This window comes from Paenibacillus sp. FSL H8-0537, from assembly GCF_038051995.1.
Taxonomy (GTDB): Bacteria; Bacillota; Bacilli; order Paenibacillales; family Paenibacillaceae; genus Pristimantibacillus.
This window is the reverse complement of sequence record NZ_CP150290.1, coordinates 6,913,155-6,928,824: the sequence shown is the minus strand read 5'-3', so window position 1 is coordinate 6,928,824 and position 15,670 is coordinate 6,913,155. Positions and strand designations below refer to the sequence as shown.

Genomic DNA, 15,670 nt, shown 5'->3' with positions numbered 1-15,670 from the left:
GTGGTTATATGGCAGACCTTATTAATAGGCTGGGAGATCGCATACGGCTATTGAGAAAAGATCAGCAATTAAGCCAGGAACAGCTCGGTGAATTAGCTGGCTTACATACAAACTATATTGGGCAAGTCGAACGTGGTGAGAAGAATGTTACTGTCGAGAGCCTTGAGAAAATTGCCTCTGGTCTCGGGGTTTCTATGGAAGACCTATTTCGTTTTATAGATCCAGCGAAGCGGGAGGACAAACTCAGTCAGATTCAGCAGCTTTTATCCTCCCGCTCATCCCAAGATCATGCTATGGTACTTAAAATCCTCCAAAATATATTTGAATGGGAATCAGCAAAGTATGAATAGCTGGTTTCACACTGGTTCTTTTGGAGGTTCGGGTGATGAAACTCCCAAATTTGAAGAATAATTATGATTATGGGCTAAAAGGCTTTTTTCTAATCTTACATGAATAAGCTCGGTTTGTAGGTCTTGTTGTATATGGTGTATAGACAGCATTACTTCCTCAACAGTTAACATATCCAGTTCGGGGCCGTGTTTGTGAACGGTATGCAGAATGTAAGATTGAATAATATTCAGTGTTTCAATGCGCCTGCATAACTGATTTTCTTCTGTTACGAATTGTTCGTACATTTTTAATACTTCACTCATCTTCTATCACCTCCCGAGGACAAATCAGTTTTCTTGTCTCTCGGGTTTATTTTTTTCGTGACAAATTCAGATTTCAACAGGTAAGCAGTCTAATTACTAAACTTAAGTAAAAAAGGAGTCAATATGAGAAGGTATTTTGTTGATGCATCAACACTACAGTTTGATGAATGGTTAAGAATTATTCTTTCAAACGAATTCGATCAGCTTATAAATGGTAAGTCATTTCCGTCCGATCAAGTAATGGATCAATTCATAAGTGTGATTCATTCCTTAACCGAAGAACAAATAAAAACAGTGCTACGAAGATTTCTAGTAAGAACTGGAGAGTCTGAACGTGATGCTAATAAGTTAAATGGATACCAAGCAACTAATGGAGAATTTTATGGAGACTTAGTTGGTACAGAGTACTTAAGGCGACTAACTTCGAGTGATAATTATGCATGGGAAGGTATCACGTGGATATTAGATTTACTGCCATACTACCCCTTGAGGGCAATAGATGCAATTAGCTCATATATTTCAGCGCACATAATGATATTGCATGATCTTGAAATCAATGGGCTGAGCGATGCCGTTTCGGTTATAAAAGCTAGATATATTGATAAAGAGCATCCAAAAGAGTATTTCTTGCGCTTACATCCTAGACAGTTTGAGTACCTAGTTGGAGTATTATTTGAAAAAATGGGATACGAGACAACAGTAACTCCTTATTCTAACGATGGAGGCAAGGATGTAATTGCAATATCGCAAGAGTTGGGCAGGAAAGAAAAGATTTACATAGAGTGCAAGAACTCAACCTCAAAAGTTGGTCCAGAAGTGATTTGGGCGTTAATAGGTGTGGTAACAGCAGATCGGGCGACAAAAGGCATTGTAGTATGTGCCTCCGATTTTACTCGGAAGTCCAAAGAAGAAGCCGGACGGAACGGAATTGAACTTATTAATAATACGGATCTCTCTAAACTACTTAACTCTTACTACGGAACAAATTGGCCTGTCTCTATAGATAAAGCAATCTTCTATAAGGAAAAAGAGGATAAACAAGGATTATAGAGCCAATCTCAGAAACATTTTCGTTGCCGAAGCACCAAACGCGGTGAACCTTATCATAAATAGCCGCAAACGAATTTTTGTTAGAAAGAGCCTCAATATCTTAAGGCTCAAATACTAACGTTATTCTTTGTAACGTTTTCTGTTTAGTGGTATTACCATCTTTAACGGTAATACTATCAATTAATGAGTGAAGGAGTCTTTTTTTTAAAACTCTAAATTCACATCTTCAAATACATGCAGAAAGTTTTGGAGTATTGCATGGATATAGTCGGGTTCAATCAAACTCTGAGATTTGATATGTTCTATTTCGTTTTTGATTTTTGTTGCTTTTACGTTAAGTTCCTTTTCCCTAGTGTCCAAAAACTCCATTCTTTGCATTAATAGGTTAAGCGATATTTTATTACTTAATTCGAGTTGTAGACTTTCTTCTTTTTTGGCTTGAACATTGTTAAGCTCTCTTGTGATCTCATCCAGTTCTTTAATCATTGGTCTTGTATCGATTGAACTATTTATTTTGAGCTTGTTTACAATAGAATTTACTAGCTCTGGAGTATTGATAAGTTGGGTTATCTCATTTAATACGTATTGCTCCGCATAATCGGCGTTAACTAAGTTCGTAGGGCAGGAAGCCTTACCCTTATTAGCGTGGTTTCAGCACATGTAGTAGCGATGATATTCTCCTGGTTTTTTATACTTCTTAGTTCTATGAGAAACCATTGATGAACCACATAGGGGGCACTTTAACAATCCAGTTATACATGCTGTTGTCTTTTTTGCTGTAGATCCTGATGAGATTTATATGACGACACATCTGGAGAAGGAGAAAACATTTTTCCTTCCATTTAATAAAGGTAACAATGGTGGAAAAGGAAATCCAGTAGTCGCCTCTGATTACAGAACTTCATATCTATGGCGTGAGATTTGGCTCAAAGACAGTTTGGTTGAAATTCTGTTCCGCTTCGTTTTCTTTAAACAAGATGATATACGGGACAGCACAGGTGAAATCATCGATAAGAAAGAGACGGTTATGGATTTTATGTTTGAGGAAATCTATAACGGGTTACAAAATTGGGTTTCATGATGAATAGATGTTTTGGATGTTCACTAAGATGGTTAAGATGACTCTGACTCTTTGGGAAGAAAATGTAAGTTTTTGCGATGGCATTGTGAGGAGTTAAAAGAAGAACAGAGCCACTGCGGCTCTGTTCTTCAAAGGCCAATTTCTAATAAGTTTTATGGGGGTCTTTTGGTCTAATAGTGGCATAACCGCTTTTAGTTTTTCCTAATGTATGATTATCCCTCATGTCTACAACTTTTGCCTTTGAGTATCTGGATTGTATACCATCATTTAAAAAGGGATTGGCTTTATGTGCTTGAGACAAATTTTGATTTTTGATTTTTTCAAACTTCCTCATATGCACACCTCCCTTTACTTAATTATACGACAAATTGTAAAGAGGAACAAGCGTTCTCCACTATGTGTCGATTAACTGCTCAATAACACTATATGCTTGATCTAAAGAATTGTTTGTAGTAAACCAGTTACGAATGCGTGTGGTGTTACCTGAAACTTTAGTTATTTTATGCCCTTCGGTTTTCCATAATCCGTTGTCTTGGAATAACCTTAGTGTTTTTGTATTGTTTTCAGTATCCTCAATCCAAGTATGGACATTATTCGTATTATCAATACTAAATGTCCAGTTGAGATTTTCTTTCACTTCTGCAAGATCATTCATCAAATGAATTATTGTCTTATAACGTTGGTCAAGGTTTACTTTTAGTGCCTTCTTAACTACTTTCCTGAGTGAATCTGGGATATGAGGGAGGAATATATTTCGATTTGGAAATACCCCTCTTACAACCTCATTTTCGGTGACACCACCTTGTTGCAACTTATCATCAAATTCATTATTTCCGTTACACATTCTATACAATGTTAGTCCAGCCTGGTACACATCATATTGAACACTAAAATCACCAGCCTGAAACCATTCAGGTGTTAAATGTGTGGGATACGCCATTTGAGCTTGTGCAAAACCAAGTCTATTTGTCAAACTGGAAAGGCCGAAATCGGTCAATAAAGCTTTTCCAGCATCATTGATGATTATATTGCTAGGTTTAACATCGAAATGGATTAGTCCCTTTGAATGGATAAAGTGTAGAGCACTTAGAAAATCCAAACCATAATGGACGATTTCAGGTATAGTCAAATATTTATTGTTAATAAGTGCATTTAATGATCCCTTACTGTGATATGGCATAGCCAAATATATATTATCGTTATCTTGACTCGCGTAATGTATTTCCATTACATTAGGATGCCTGGAGGCATACAGATGTCTAGCTTCGGTAAAGTAATCAGTATTGCTAGGGATACTGGCTTTTTCAATTTCTTTTATAACAAGAGTTGCATCGAGTTGAATATCTCTGGCTAAATGAGTTTTAGAGTTTAGCCCCTCAGCCCCAATTTCATTCAATAACTCGAAACTTATTTCGCTGACTCTCATATCCATATTATTCACCTCTACAATTCTAATGATGCAAGAGCAGTAAGGAGACTTTCACGCTTTTCCAAATGGCTTCTTGGTATATTAGGGAAATTTTTAAATTCAGTTCGTCCTTCAAAATAATCGGTAATCTCTGAGGTTGGCGTTTCTAATAGTCTAGCTATAGAGTTCTTTGTCCCTAAAAAGTATTTGTCTACTGAACTATCAACAAATAATTCCTGGACAATTCCCTCAAGGTACACTCTAAAAGTGCTTATATTGAGAGCAGTGTTTTCGGTAGTCCTGATTCCAGCATTCGAAATATCAAATTGCATAATAATAGATAAGAGATTATTCCTGATGTAAGATAACTTGTGAGCATTGTCCAGTGCTTCAGGTATGTTAAGTTTATCAATCAATTTTGTTTGTACACTTCCGTCAGGCAAAAGAGCCAATACAGAAAAGTGAACCGCTTTAGAACCAACACGTATCCCAATGCCAACAGTCATTAGCTTACCTCGCTTTCTGTTATAAAAAAATAGCTAAAATTTCAATAAAAACCCACTATAAATATAATAGCATACATGAGTAAGGTTAGAAAAACAAAAAAACGCCAATTTTAACTAGTTATATTGGGGTGGCTTTACTTTTGTGAGTATGAGTTGGTGTTGGGTAAACACTATAGCATCTCAATTATATAAACGCTTTCTAGGATTAACAGAATGGGGCAGTTACAGGAATACAAAGCCGAATTTCATGGAGATTCTGAGGATAAGGCACATCGTCCTTATCCTCACTCCTGTAGTAGTAATGATCAAATTTCAATTTTAATTACCTTAGTTCGTTTGCTCCTTACTACACCACGGTGAACCGTATCATAAATAGGGCAGGTTTAAGTTGTAAGAGGTTAAATCCCCCAAACGTCGTAATACTTTCACCCTGTTGGCATGGGGTCAGGTATGGGATGATGGGTACATCAAAGGTTTGGAGTTACGGCTTCTGAACGTTGATCTTTAGGCTATTGCGATCCTTCCTTCTACATCATTGGCGAAATTAGGGTCGCAGCTTTCCTAATGTACTTCAATCACGAGAGGAGGCGTCTAGGCTATCATATTCCTTCCTACCTTCCTTTTACCCATATGATATTAGGGATATGGCTTTCCTGGACACTTTGTTTGATGAACAATACCATTTATCTGCGCAGAGCAAACAAACTGATTGTAGACGAAGGCGAGAGGCTGGATCGGCTCCCGAAGGCTTATTTGGCAACAGCCCTAAAAAACATCGAAGTTCTTGGATTTACGTTCTCACCGTCCTTGATCCGCGCTTTGTACACTTTATCCAAAGAGCAGTTCAAAGATTTGTATGATGAAATAATTGCAGCTTTAAAGGCAATGGTAGGCGCACATGTGAAATACTGTCCGATGTACCCCGATTTCCCGATGCAGGTGATGCAGGCGGATGATGTGGAGCTGTATCTGAATGCTATGTATCACTACCATACCTTAGATTTGCCTAGGTATGAGACGGCCGACAGACCTCCATTCCTGGATAGGGTAAATCTGAAAGTAATCGGTCTTGGAAGCAAAGCGGAGCTTCACACCATGATGCGTCAGCTTATACAGGCCAAAGGATCGATCTCCGATACAGACAAAAAGGACATCGATACAGTTCTGGAGTTCACAGATCTGGAGGCAATACATGAGATTCTCCCGTCCGAGATTCCATTCAAGGAGAATGCCGGATTCGTAGTTGCTTCATTACTGAAGCATGAGAAGGCTAATCTAGAACAAATCGGGCACTATTTCACAACCGCTATGGATGTGCTTCGTCTGGCTGTGGCTTGGTCAAATGGCGATGTCAGTCTGGCTAAAGCGACAAGGTTTCGTAAATTCAAGCGGCGTGAAAGACGGTTGCTACTCGGACTACTGGAACGCTGTTACCCTATTACAGAGGATATGCTGAGATACAAGGAACGCTGGATACGGTTAGGAGAAATCCTGCACCCCTCTGAATATAAGCACCGGTATATACGCTGCGAGGAAGCGTTTGATATTTTACGCAATAATAAACCCTTTACGACCTTTAACGGAAGTGTAGAGCTTGCATTCAAGTATTGTCAGATCTGGACGCTGATCGATCTGTTGCTGCAGCGTCCTGGTGAATTTGCCAGACGATTGGATCAATTATTGCGGTCAACTGAACACACGGAGTATGTCGTGCTCGCCTTTGGCGAAGTGGCCAACCAAGTATCGACGCCTGTACTGCTTCAAGTGAAGAATCATTTTACCCATCGCCATGAACCGCATGAGCTGCGTGTCTTTTTCCCAAAAGGAAATGTTGCCAAGGCCTTTGCTGTTTCCAATACCCTTCCGGATATTGATAAAGCGGCATGCGAAGACATTGTGCAGGGTTGTGAACGGGTGCTTATGGAGCGATTCTCCGTACTCCCATCTTTGGGAAAGACATATGTCGATCAACGATTGCAGAATTATCTTGTGCCATTCTCTCAAAGATCGGCAAGCAAAGCTCTGCAAACGATAGTCCGGGGGAGTCGTGTACCGATAATGGAAGGGGACACCATACGCTTCTTTAGCTGGTGGAAAGAGGGAATGGTGAACGATAAGCCTACAGGCCGAGTGGATATTGATCTGTCCGCTGTCTTGTATAATCACAATTGGCAGTATGTTGAGCATATCTCTTACACCAATCTGCGGTCCTCCAAATATAAAGCCGTCCACAGCGGAGATATTGTATCTGCTCCTCAGGGCGCATGCGAATTTATTGATTTGCATATTCCCTCCATTGTGGATTATGGCGGACGATATATTGTGGCGACTCTCCACTCCTTCACCAACCAGCCCTACTGCGACCTGCCGGAGTGCTTTGTGGGCTGGATGATGCGTAAGAACCCCGGTTCCGGTGAGATCTTTGAGCCTTCTACAGTCAGCAATAAAATCGACGTTACCGCTGATACGGAAATTGCCGTTCCCGTTATCCTGGATCTGGTGGAGCGCAAGATCATCTGGACTGATCTGTCTCTGACCAGACATCCGAATTACTACAATAATATAGAGGGACACCAAAAAGGTATGGTCTTAATAGGTAAGGCTATGACGGATTTACGGAAACCGAACCTCTACGATTTGTTTAACCTCCATGCCAAGGCAAGAGGGGAACTAGTAGATACAGCGGAACAGGCTGATGTGATATTTTCGGTAGAAGAAGGCACTACGCCATTCGATATCGAGCTGATTATGGCTGATTATGTGGTTTGAGCGCAACGAGCTCAATTAAACTTTTAGAGATATAAAAATACTTAGGCTATTAAGCTTATGCTTGATGTGCAGGATGGATTTACGCCAAAACGTGGATCTTGTTATTTAAAAAATCAAATTAGCGAAGAATGTTTGTTAAATTCAAAGAGAAGGCTATCCCGCAAGCTATGGCCTAAAACTTGCCGTTACAGACGGGCGGCGAACCGTATCATAAGTGACGGCAACGGTTATAAACTGAGGGCCGCAATTAATTAAGAAGAGGACTGAGCATATGGGCAAAAATAAGCCAAGGAAACGAGTCAAGAAGCGCCTTCGTGATATCGATAGTATGAAAAATTTATCTAATACAGCTAAGGGGATAATGGATCTAAAAGAGGCTATGCCCCTTCTGGGACCGATCCTTAAAGAAGCTGGTGTAGATGTTAATAAAATGGAAGACGCTTTTCAAAAAGCAGATAGTATGGCAAAACAAACAAAAGAACTGGTAAGTATACCTGATAGATTCAATAACTTTTTTGCTGATCAGGGTTGGATAATGTACAGCATGATGAGCCTTGAGGTTGCAAGAGAAGCTGTATTAAAAGCAGAATCGGGTGATTTTCAGGGAGCACAGGAAATAATTCTTAGATATTATGACGTTAAAACGGTGGGGTTACAGTTAAGAAGCTTAAATGCAATAAAAGCATTTAAACCAAGAATGGACTTAGCTTTAAAAGGATTGAATGACTATGAAGAGAAACGGTACCATGCATGTATTCCAGTTATACTGGCTTTAACAGATGGTTTAGTAAATGAGCTTCATGAAGATCATAAGGGCTTCTCTGCTGGAACAACACAACTAGAGGCGTGGGACTCTATAGCTGCTCATAGTCAGGGACTAGGGAAGTTAGTGAGAATTCTGCGAAAAGGTCGCCGTAAGACAACAACAGAAAAAATTAACCTTCCTTATAGAAACGGAATTTTACACGGAACAGATTTAGGTTATGACAATGAGATAGTCGCAGCAAAAACATGGGCAGTTCTTTTTGCTGTTGGTGAGTGGGCAGCAAAGGTGGAGCGGGGAGAAACGAAAGCTCCTGAGGAAAAGCCAAAGGAGTCTATAACTGAAATATTAACAAAGGCTCATGCAACTGAACAATTCAAGAGAGAGATATCGGAGTGGAAGCCTAGAAATATAATACCAATGAATCCAGAGTCATTTGTTCTAGGCTCACCAGAGTATGCTTTGAATGAATTCTTATCGTTCTGGATTGGAAAAAATTATGGTGGAATGACCAATATACTACCTCACAAGATAATTGATACAAAGGCAGCACCATCAAAAATAAGAAAGCATTTTAAGGATAAATTACTTAAATCATTTGAGTTTGTTTCAATTGTTGATATAGCCCTTTCTAATACAACCCTGGAGGTTCTTTTGCAGATTGAAGAGGATGGAAGACAAAGCGAAAAGATTAGTAAATTTGTAATGATAATGGAGGATACAGAAGGACGTCCTGTTGGTAGAACTCAAGTAAATTCAAAATGGGTAAGTCACACTTGGAAGGTATACTGAGAGATTATTCTTTGATACGGAGTGGGTTAATAAGTTTGAGCGACTTTGCTAAGGCACTAAAAACATAAGAAGCCCACAATATAGAGAGTAAATGCTACTATCAGCTTTTGCTACACGAATTGTAGAAGAACGTATCACAAGTGGCGGTAATGATTTGAAAAAGATCTAAGCTATTAGCCCCTAGAGAACTTGGACACTAAGAGAGTGTATGAAGCACACTACTAGTGACATGGGATGATGGAATTGAAACGAATTAAAATTGAATGAAGACGAAGGAAATAGTTATTAGACGAATTGAGCGAAAAACGTCTGAATTCTCCCGAAAAGCGAATGGAATAGCACCTTAACCTTGGTGACTCCTTTGATAAAGGACAACTCCTGCTCCATCGCGTCTAGGGGTTCGGAGATGGGAGGGAGACGGATGCAAATCTTCCGATGACGTAGCCGCAAGTTTTTTTGCATAGTGTTGTCAATCAGTAAAGTTTGAGGGAAGAAAGATTATAGGATAGGTTCATTTCGCTTGCATCCAATAGATGGGTAAAATCGAAGGAGAAGAACGTTGGCTACCGACTTGTAAGATGATCTGTTTGCTTATTTCTGAGCACGGATATCGTCGCCCACCTATAGGAGGACTGTAGGCTCGTGTTGGTTGAGACTACGCCGTCAGCCTCTCTTTTTGATTCACTTTATGAAAATATCAAACTCTATTGTTTTTCATTCTCTAATGTCGCAACATGTTGAAAGAAATTGGAAATTGTATTATACTAAAGATGCCTCATGTGTAGACATGAGGGAATAGGATTGCTGTCAACAGGCGGGCAAATATTCCAATTCGGAATAGTGTCTCAGTTGATAGCCGCTGAGTTAACATGACTGTAACTAACCAACTTACAAGCATGATGACGAAGCCTCCCTTATCTTCAATCTTACAATGATTGAGTATTGAGCAAATCTTGGGCAGCTGGATTCATAATGTATAAAAACTAAATGAGTTCACGTGGGTTGCACTCGGTTGTAACCTGGTTATGCCTGTTAGCTTAGGGATGCTGCCCCCCATGTTGACAGGCATTACGCCATTATTAGGGGGTATAATTTTGAACCTTGATGAATGGAAAGAAAGACATAGGGCTAGACGGAACCTTGCCCACTTCGATACAAAAGTTTCTTTAGCTCAGGTCTGGGACTATGTTAGTGATCCAGAGAAGATTGCAACGCATGGTTTTTACCCTTTCATCAACTATACCTTATCAGTTCGTAAATATGATGAATCTAGCGACAATAAGACTAAAGTGAAGGATCGCGAAATCTGTTACTCTGCTCATATTGATCGATATATTTATCAGTATTATGGTTTTCTACTGAACCAGCACTATAACAAACGAGCTGAAGATGATGGAATAGAAGAAGCCTCCATTGCCTACCGAGACAAACTACATAGAAATAACATTCGTTTCGCTAAGAGAGCGATAGACTTTATAAAAAGTAAGCCCGAATGTTACATAATTATTGGTGATTTTGCGAAGTTTTTTGATAGTTTAGACCATGAATACTTGAAAAGAAAGCTATGCGACCTACTTGATGAAAAAAGGCTCTCAGCCGATTACTATGCTGTCTATAAGAATATAACAAAATACTCGACATGGAGCCGTGAACATCTGCTGTCTCACAACATGTTAGGGATTAAAAAGAAGGATATTATTGCATTCAATAAATTAGATCGAGCTATTTCTGTGGAGCAGTTTAAAAAATTAAAAAAGCTGCTGGTCAAACCGCACAAAGAGAACTGCGGGATACCACAAGGTTCCGCAATAAGTGCTGTTTTTTCAAATATATATATGTTGGACTTCGATAAATCAATCAATAATTATGTTTTAGAAAATGATGGACTATACATGAGATATTCCGATGATTTTATCATCGTTTTACCAAAATCAACTTCAGAAAATTTCAAAACGCAATATCAACAGATTCGTTTATTGATCGAGTCGATACCTAGGGTTGAATTAGAATTAGAGAAAACACAGTTATTTGAATTTAGTGGTGGGACTATAAAAAGCTGTAACGAAGATGTACTAGAGAATGTCCCGAATGGGCCAAGTTTCATGAATTATCTCGGGTTTACATTCGATGGTAAATCCGTATCCATACGAGCAAAAACAACTTCAAGATACTATAATAAATTGTATCGTAAGATTCGTACTGTGACGAAGAACAAAGGTGTCACAAAAAAGGGAGAAAGACTGAGCTGTAAAAATCTTTATTCAACTTATTCGATTAAAGGAGCTTTTCTTGGGAATAACCATGAGGATGGAAACTTCATTACTTATGCTAAGAGGGCCGAGAGTATCTTCTACGATGAACCAGCGGTAGCATTAGTGAGTAAGAGGCATATGCAGAAAATTCGGAAAAAATTGAAGAAAGTAGCTCGGAAGCAATAGGCACATCCTTGCTACCCAGATCAATGGCAGCAACAATAAAATTTACAAGTTGGAGGGCTTAAAATGGCAAGAAAAGTTCGGAGTGATTGTACAGTTGGCACGTTTGAGAAAAAGAATGGTCTTCCCCCAGGTACAATTAGAAATCCCGATGGCAGAGACACGCGAAGCGACAAGCTCATAGGAACAATCAGAAAACAAGCCGAGAAACATGGTAAATGAATGATGGAGTAAATCGAGACATTAAGCTTTGGAGCAAACGCGGCAAAGTTTGAAGCAAATATCGTCGTTAACCAACTAATGATAGCTATGGTGCCATCTAAGCAAATACTTATTTTAAGTTAAGTGACGTTGAGAAGATCATCAATCATTTTCGAAATCGGGACTGGATTTGTTTCTACGGATCTATGGAAAATACAGTTTCTGGAGGGCTCCATCATTTCTTTAAAACAGAACTGCAACGTCTTCCCAAATTTGCGAGCCATGTAGCAGCTTGGATGGGTACATAAAGGGCACCTTGAACGTCTATATGCGTGTTATTCAGTGATAGTTATAGTCAAAAGCGATGATGATTCATTTATTGACTGTGGAGACCGCAGCATGGTTTGCAGCATATGTGGCGGTGACAGCGATTTGTTTCATACACTGGATCACATTCTTGAGGAAAATGATTGGGAAGATTCATACGATCCAGACTAACAGGACTTAGGAAACAGAGCACTGAATATAAGGTGCTCTGTTTTCTATTAACAAACTAGAAACAAACCTTGAGAAAATATGTTTTTTAGAAGCGTTACCCCCTCACCAAACATCTTAATCATCACACTGTAGCGAATTGTGGTTTATAATTAATTGAGATAATCGGAGGATTTAAATGTGAGTAATTACACTGTTGTTCAAGAATATATTAATAAGCTTATTCGCAATTCAGAAATGTGTAACAGGTTTGAATCCGATAATGAGGGTTATAGAATGACCTTCTTCAATGGAAAGGAAGAAATCATTTTCAAAGCAAATCATGAATCAGAGACTATTAATATCAAAATAGATAGAAAACATATAGATCAAGATATTAGAGTGAACCACAAAGTTAAAATTCAATTTAAAGGTAATGAGATAAGAGCAAGTATTCAATCAATGAATTATGATTTTTCTAATTCAAAAGCTACTGTACATAATAGTGGGAAATTCGGGGAATATTTTTACAAGGCTCTTAAAAAGCAAATTGAAGTGGCATATTTTAATGTAGAGTTATTAACTGGAAATAAGGATATCACATAATACAGATCAAATTTATTTTATGGCTCCCATAAGGGTAATCCCCATATCCTTAGCGCAGTGAATTTTCTATGTTACTCTTTCCAAACATCCGCACAAAATGCGGTGGCAGTTTGCAGATTTGTCATGCCAAAAAATGCCAATTTGACCTCCTTTTCATGAATTTTGGGCACCCATTACTGAGGTGCCCTGAAAATTTTTGTTTTAGAGATGATACGCTGAACCATACCATCGATAGTGGTAAAGCATAAAATCGAATTGAAGGCGGAAGCAGCGCTGCTGAATTGGCAGATTGAGGTCTATGAACACACCCTATGTATGTGGAAATGGTTGTGTCGCACACGATTGGCCTTCACTGTTAAGTATCATTCTCGTTCTTGTTGTATATACTAAGTGTATACGAAGGGGTGGAGGTGTGATAGAATGAATCAAAAAGCTTCAAAACAAGGAGGGTTTTTCATGTCGACTACTGTGCAGAAATGGGGAAACAGTCTAGGTATTCGAATTCCAAGTCATATTGCTGAAAAAATTGAGATTTGCCAAGGAACCGAAGTTGATTTGATCGTAGGTGATAATCATACACTGACCATAGTACGTAAAAAGCAAAAGCCAACCTTGGAACAATTGCTAGAGCAATGCAAACCGGAAAATCGCCACGAAGAAATCGATTTTGGCAGAGAAGGGAAGGAATTATTTTAAATGAGTGCAGATCGGGGAGATCTAGTCTGGATCAATTTTAATCCTCAAGCCGGTCACGAACAGTCAGGAAGAAGATCTGCCATTGTGTTGTCACCAGCAGCATTCAATCAGACAACAGGTTTTGTTTCGGTTTGTCCTATCACACATACAGTCAGAGGATGGGGATTTGAAGTATTGTTGCCAGATGGATTAGTTTTTGACGGGGTCATTTTAACGGATCAAATTAAAAATCTGGATTGGCGAGCTCGGCGTATAGATGTCGTTGGCAGAGCGCCCGATGAAGTAGTCAATGAATGTCTGGATAAAATACGCACATTCCTATAAATCGGTTATATTTTGTTGGTATTGGCTTATTGCGTAATCATGTGTTTAAATAAATTCGCCGTTTACACCGATTTCAGTGTAATAAATACTTCTAATTATTTTCTGCATATTTTTGAAAGCGGTTTACCGTTATAATAGAACTTTAATCTATCTTTTATGAAGGAGGGTTGCAGATGACTGGTTTTTTAGCAATCTGCTCTATGCGAAGTCTAGACTACATACAACGGCGGTTGTTGTATAGAGCGAATGAATCATTTACCGCCTGACATCATGGCATGATGAAGCTATTTGTAGGATAGACTTTGCTTCCTTAAAACTTAAAAATTATTTTAAGGGGCAGAGCTATTATGAAATATGTAAATGCCGATATTATCCTTCCTGAAAGCTTACTAAAGGAAGTGCAGAAGTATGTCCAAGGCGGAATGATATACATACCTACTCCTGAGCAGTCGCGTAAAAAATGGGGCGAATGCTCCGGGGGCCGAACATACTTAAACCAAAGAAATGACGAAATACGCAAAAACTTTTCAGCTGGTGCAAAAATTGATCAACTATCCGAACAATTTTGCCTTTCTTGCGATAGCATTAAGAAAATCGTGTATTCAAAAAAATAATCTCGCAAAGTCACATCGGAAGGAATTCCTGTGTGGCTTTTTTCATTTTCTTTATTCAGCAGCCCTTAAGCAATAAATGGTTTCTAAGTATTTATTATATATATTTAAGCTTCTGGCATGGTTACTATAGGGATAAAAACAAAGTAATTATTATTTGATCTACAATAAGGAGATTATTCAATGATTGATGTTTTTGCTGTGGCGGACATTATTGTTAAACATATAAAGACCTATTACCCTGAGGATGTTGCAATTGTCGGCTACTACGGATCATACCTGCAGGGTCGAGCGACCAAGCGATCGGATTTAGATTTCTTCTTTATTCCGGCCACAGCGAGAGGGAGACAAGCAGGGTGTCAGTTTATAATCGACGGCATTAGCTTTGATTTCTGGCCAATTGGGTGGGATCGTGCAGAGAGAATGGCAGCATTCGAGGAGTGGAATACGACGATTATAGCAGACTGTGAGCTGTTATATGTTCGATCAGAAGGTGATCTTGCGAGGTTTATGGATCTTCGTGAGACCATATCCAACATGGGCAGTGAGTCCAAAGCAACTGAATTGACGATCAAAGCCGAATCAGTAGTAAAGGATTGCTTTTTCTACATGGCTAAAATGCAGCTTGCTGGCAACTCCAAGGAGTTGTCGTATTGTCGAACTCAGGCTCAGATGATTATGGTTAAAATATTTAAGTCTCTTGGCTTCTTGAACCAAATTTACTATAGGCGCATGTGGGGCTACTATCGCGAGCAAGTCAGAAGCCTCTCCATTAAGCCGGATCAACTGGATCAATATCTTGATACTATCATGTTCAGTCGTACCCCGGACGAAGTGATATTAGCTTGTGAAAAACTAATTACGGCTACCCTTAGCCTTATATCGGAGCGACAAAACAGTCAAGAAAAGCTTCGCTCTTATACTATGCAAATGAAGGGGTATTATGAAGAGGAAAAAGGGATGCTGAATAAACTTTTAACCGCATGCGAAAAGGGTCATTACGAAACAGCCTTTTTTGTTGCTATCGGTGTGCAGGACGGGTTAGCCCGAAATTTGTATGCGGCGGAAAAAGGATGTTGGCCCAGCAATGTTGACTTAGGCGAGCATCGCGAGTTCTATGTCCAATATGGGTATCCGGATCTTGTCGCGTTGCTAAATCCAACAGATTTTGAGCCGTTGCGATTAGCCGTTCTGCAGCTTACTGAGAAGTTAGAAAATCACCTCAAAGCAGAAGGTGTTCCTGTAAATCAGTTCGACACTGTGGCTGAATTCGAGTCATTTTATACAAATAAAGTCTAAGG

General features: G+C 39.2%; 15 protein-coding genes and 1 pseudogene. 11 read left to right on the top strand and 5 right to left on the bottom strand.

Features of this window, described 5'->3' with window-relative positions; all coding sequences use genetic code 11:
* Window positions 1–8 precede the first annotated feature (8 nt).
* Window positions 9–350 carry a helix-turn-helix transcriptional regulator gene (locus tag MHB80_RS29285; protein ID WP_341280224.1) on the top strand — a complete coding sequence of 114 codons (342 nt, stop codon included), beginning with the start codon at window positions 9–11 and terminating at the stop codon, window positions 348–350.
* Window positions 351–356: 6 nt separating this feature from the next.
* Here MHB80_RS29285 and MHB80_RS29280 read toward each other — a convergent pair whose 3' ends face one another.
* On the bottom strand, window positions 357–653 hold the full coding sequence (locus MHB80_RS29280; protein ID WP_341280223.1) for a hypothetical protein: 297 nt from the start codon (window positions 651–653) through the stop codon (window positions 357–359).
* A 123-nt stretch (window positions 654–776) separates the two neighbouring features.
* Between MHB80_RS29280 and MHB80_RS29275 the strand changes: the two genes are divergently transcribed.
* Complete coding sequence (locus MHB80_RS29275) at window positions 777–1,703, top strand: restriction endonuclease (protein WP_341280222.1); 927 nt, start codon at window positions 777–779, stop codon at window positions 1,701–1,703.
* A gap of 204 nt (window positions 1,704–1,907) precedes the next feature.
* On the opposite strand, the gene MHB80_RS29270 is transcribed toward MHB80_RS29275, so the two are convergent.
* Window positions 1,908–2,189, bottom strand: coding sequence for a hypothetical protein (locus MHB80_RS29270; protein WP_341280221.1), 282 nt, complete (start codon window positions 2,187–2,189; stop codon window positions 1,908–1,910).
* Window positions 2,190–2,466: 277 nt separating this feature from the next.
* On the opposite strand from MHB80_RS29270, the pseudogene MHB80_RS29265 reads away from it, so the two are divergent.
* Window positions 2,467–2,733, top strand: a pseudogene (locus MHB80_RS29265) (hypothetical protein); the annotation flags it as partial.
* Between the two features lie 193 nt (window positions 2,734–2,926).
* Here MHB80_RS29265 and MHB80_RS29260 read toward each other — a convergent pair.
* From MHB80_RS29260 to MHB80_RS29250, 3 genes are read right to left on the bottom strand one after another with little or no spacing between them, the layout of a single operon-like run.
* On the bottom strand, window positions 2,927–3,118 hold the full coding sequence (locus tag MHB80_RS29260; protein WP_341280220.1) for a hypothetical protein: 192 nt from the start codon (window positions 3,116–3,118) through the stop codon (window positions 2,927–2,929).
* Window positions 3,119–3,178: 60 nt separating this feature from the next.
* A complete protein-coding gene (locus tag MHB80_RS29255; protein ID WP_341280219.1) occupies window positions 3,179–4,216 on the bottom strand; it encodes a serine/threonine-protein kinase in 1,038 nt (345 codons plus the stop codon).
* 11 nt (window positions 4,217–4,227) lie between these two features.
* A complete protein-coding gene (locus MHB80_RS29250) occupies window positions 4,228–4,698 on the bottom strand; it encodes a hypothetical protein (RefSeq protein WP_341280218.1) in 471 nt (156 codons plus the stop codon).
* A gap of 669 nt (window positions 4,699–5,367) precedes the next feature.
* Between MHB80_RS29250 and MHB80_RS29245 the strand changes: the two genes are divergently transcribed.
* The 8 genes from MHB80_RS29245 (at window position 5,368) to MHB80_RS29210 (ending at window position 15,668) form a co-directional block, all read left to right on the top strand.
* The gene (locus tag MHB80_RS29245) at window positions 5,368–7,467 is read left to right on the top strand and encodes a TerD family protein (protein ID WP_341280217.1); all 2,100 of its coding nucleotides are present in this window, start codon (window positions 5,368–5,370) and stop codon (window positions 7,465–7,467) included.
* A gap of 271 nt (window positions 7,468–7,738) precedes the next feature.
* The gene (locus MHB80_RS29240; protein WP_341280216.1) at window positions 7,739–9,022 is read left to right on the top strand and encodes a hypothetical protein; all 1,284 of its coding nucleotides are present in this window, start codon (window positions 7,739–7,741) and stop codon (window positions 9,020–9,022) included.
* 1,094 nt (window positions 9,023–10,116) lie between these two features.
* Window positions 10,117–11,460: a reverse transcriptase/maturase family protein gene (locus MHB80_RS29235; protein ID WP_341280215.1), complete on the top strand. Its 1,344-nt coding sequence runs from the start codon at window positions 10,117–10,119 to the stop codon at window positions 11,458–11,460.
* Between the two features lie 873 nt (window positions 11,461–12,333).
* Complete coding sequence (locus MHB80_RS29230; RefSeq protein ID WP_341280214.1) at window positions 12,334–12,738, top strand: hypothetical protein; 405 nt, start codon at window positions 12,334–12,336, stop codon at window positions 12,736–12,738.
* Window positions 12,739–13,158: 420 nt separating this feature from the next.
* Window positions 13,159–13,434 carry an AbrB/MazE/SpoVT family DNA-binding domain-containing protein gene (locus tag MHB80_RS29225; protein ID WP_341280213.1) on the top strand — a complete coding sequence of 92 codons (276 nt, stop codon included), beginning with the start codon at window positions 13,159–13,161 and terminating at the stop codon, window positions 13,432–13,434.
* Window positions 13,435–13,758, top strand: a complete 324-nt coding sequence (locus MHB80_RS29220) for a type II toxin-antitoxin system PemK/MazF family toxin (protein WP_341280212.1) — start codon at window positions 13,435–13,437, stop codon at window positions 13,756–13,758. It abuts the gene before it with no gap.
* A 347-nt stretch (window positions 13,759–14,105) separates the two neighbouring features.
* A complete protein-coding gene (locus MHB80_RS29215) occupies window positions 14,106–14,372 on the top strand; it encodes a CD3324 family protein (protein ID WP_341280211.1) in 267 nt (88 codons plus the stop codon).
* Between the two features lie 180 nt (window positions 14,373–14,552).
* A complete protein-coding gene (locus MHB80_RS29210) occupies window positions 14,553–15,668 on the top strand; it encodes a hypothetical protein (RefSeq protein WP_341280210.1) in 1,116 nt (371 codons plus the stop codon).
* The last annotated feature ends 2 nt before the right edge of the window (window positions 15,669–15,670 follow it).

Coding starts and splice junctions, on each gene's coding strand:
- MHB80_RS29250 (WP_341280218.1), bottom strand. CDS start 4,698: ATGACTGTTGGCATTGGGATACGTGTTGGTTCTAAAGCGGTTCACTTT.
- MHB80_RS29210 (WP_341280210.1), top strand. CDS start 14,553: ATGATTGATGTTTTTGCTGTGGCGGACATTATTGTTAAACATATAAAG.
- MHB80_RS29270 (WP_341280221.1), bottom strand. CDS start 2,189: ATGATTAAAGAACTGGATGAGATCACAAGAGAGCTTAACAATGTTCAA.
- MHB80_RS29215 (WP_341280211.1), top strand. CDS start 14,106: ATGAAATATGTAAATGCCGATATTATCCTTCCTGAAAGCTTACTAAAG.
- MHB80_RS29225 (WP_341280213.1), top strand. CDS start 13,159: ATGAATCAAAAAGCTTCAAAACAAGGAGGGTTTTTCATGTCGACTACT.
- MHB80_RS29255 (WP_341280219.1), bottom strand. CDS start 4,216: ATGGATATGAGAGTCAGCGAAATAAGTTTCGAGTTATTGAATGAAATT.
- MHB80_RS29240 (WP_341280216.1), top strand. CDS start 7,739: ATGGGCAAAAATAAGCCAAGGAAACGAGTCAAGAAGCGCCTTCGTGAT.
- MHB80_RS29285 (WP_341280224.1), top strand. CDS start 9: ATGGCAGACCTTATTAATAGGCTGGGAGATCGCATACGGCTATTGAGA.
- MHB80_RS29275 (WP_341280222.1), top strand. CDS start 777: ATGAGAAGGTATTTTGTTGATGCATCAACACTACAGTTTGATGAATGG.
- MHB80_RS29280 (WP_341280223.1), bottom strand. CDS start 653: ATGAGTGAAGTATTAAAAATGTACGAACAATTCGTAACAGAAGAAAAT.
- MHB80_RS29245 (WP_341280217.1), top strand. CDS start 5,368: ATGAACAATACCATTTATCTGCGCAGAGCAAACAAACTGATTGTAGAC.
- MHB80_RS29220 (WP_341280212.1), top strand. CDS start 13,435: ATGAGTGCAGATCGGGGAGATCTAGTCTGGATCAATTTTAATCCTCAA.
- MHB80_RS29260 (WP_341280220.1), bottom strand. CDS start 3,118: ATGAGGAAGTTTGAAAAAATCAAAAATCAAAATTTGTCTCAAGCACAT.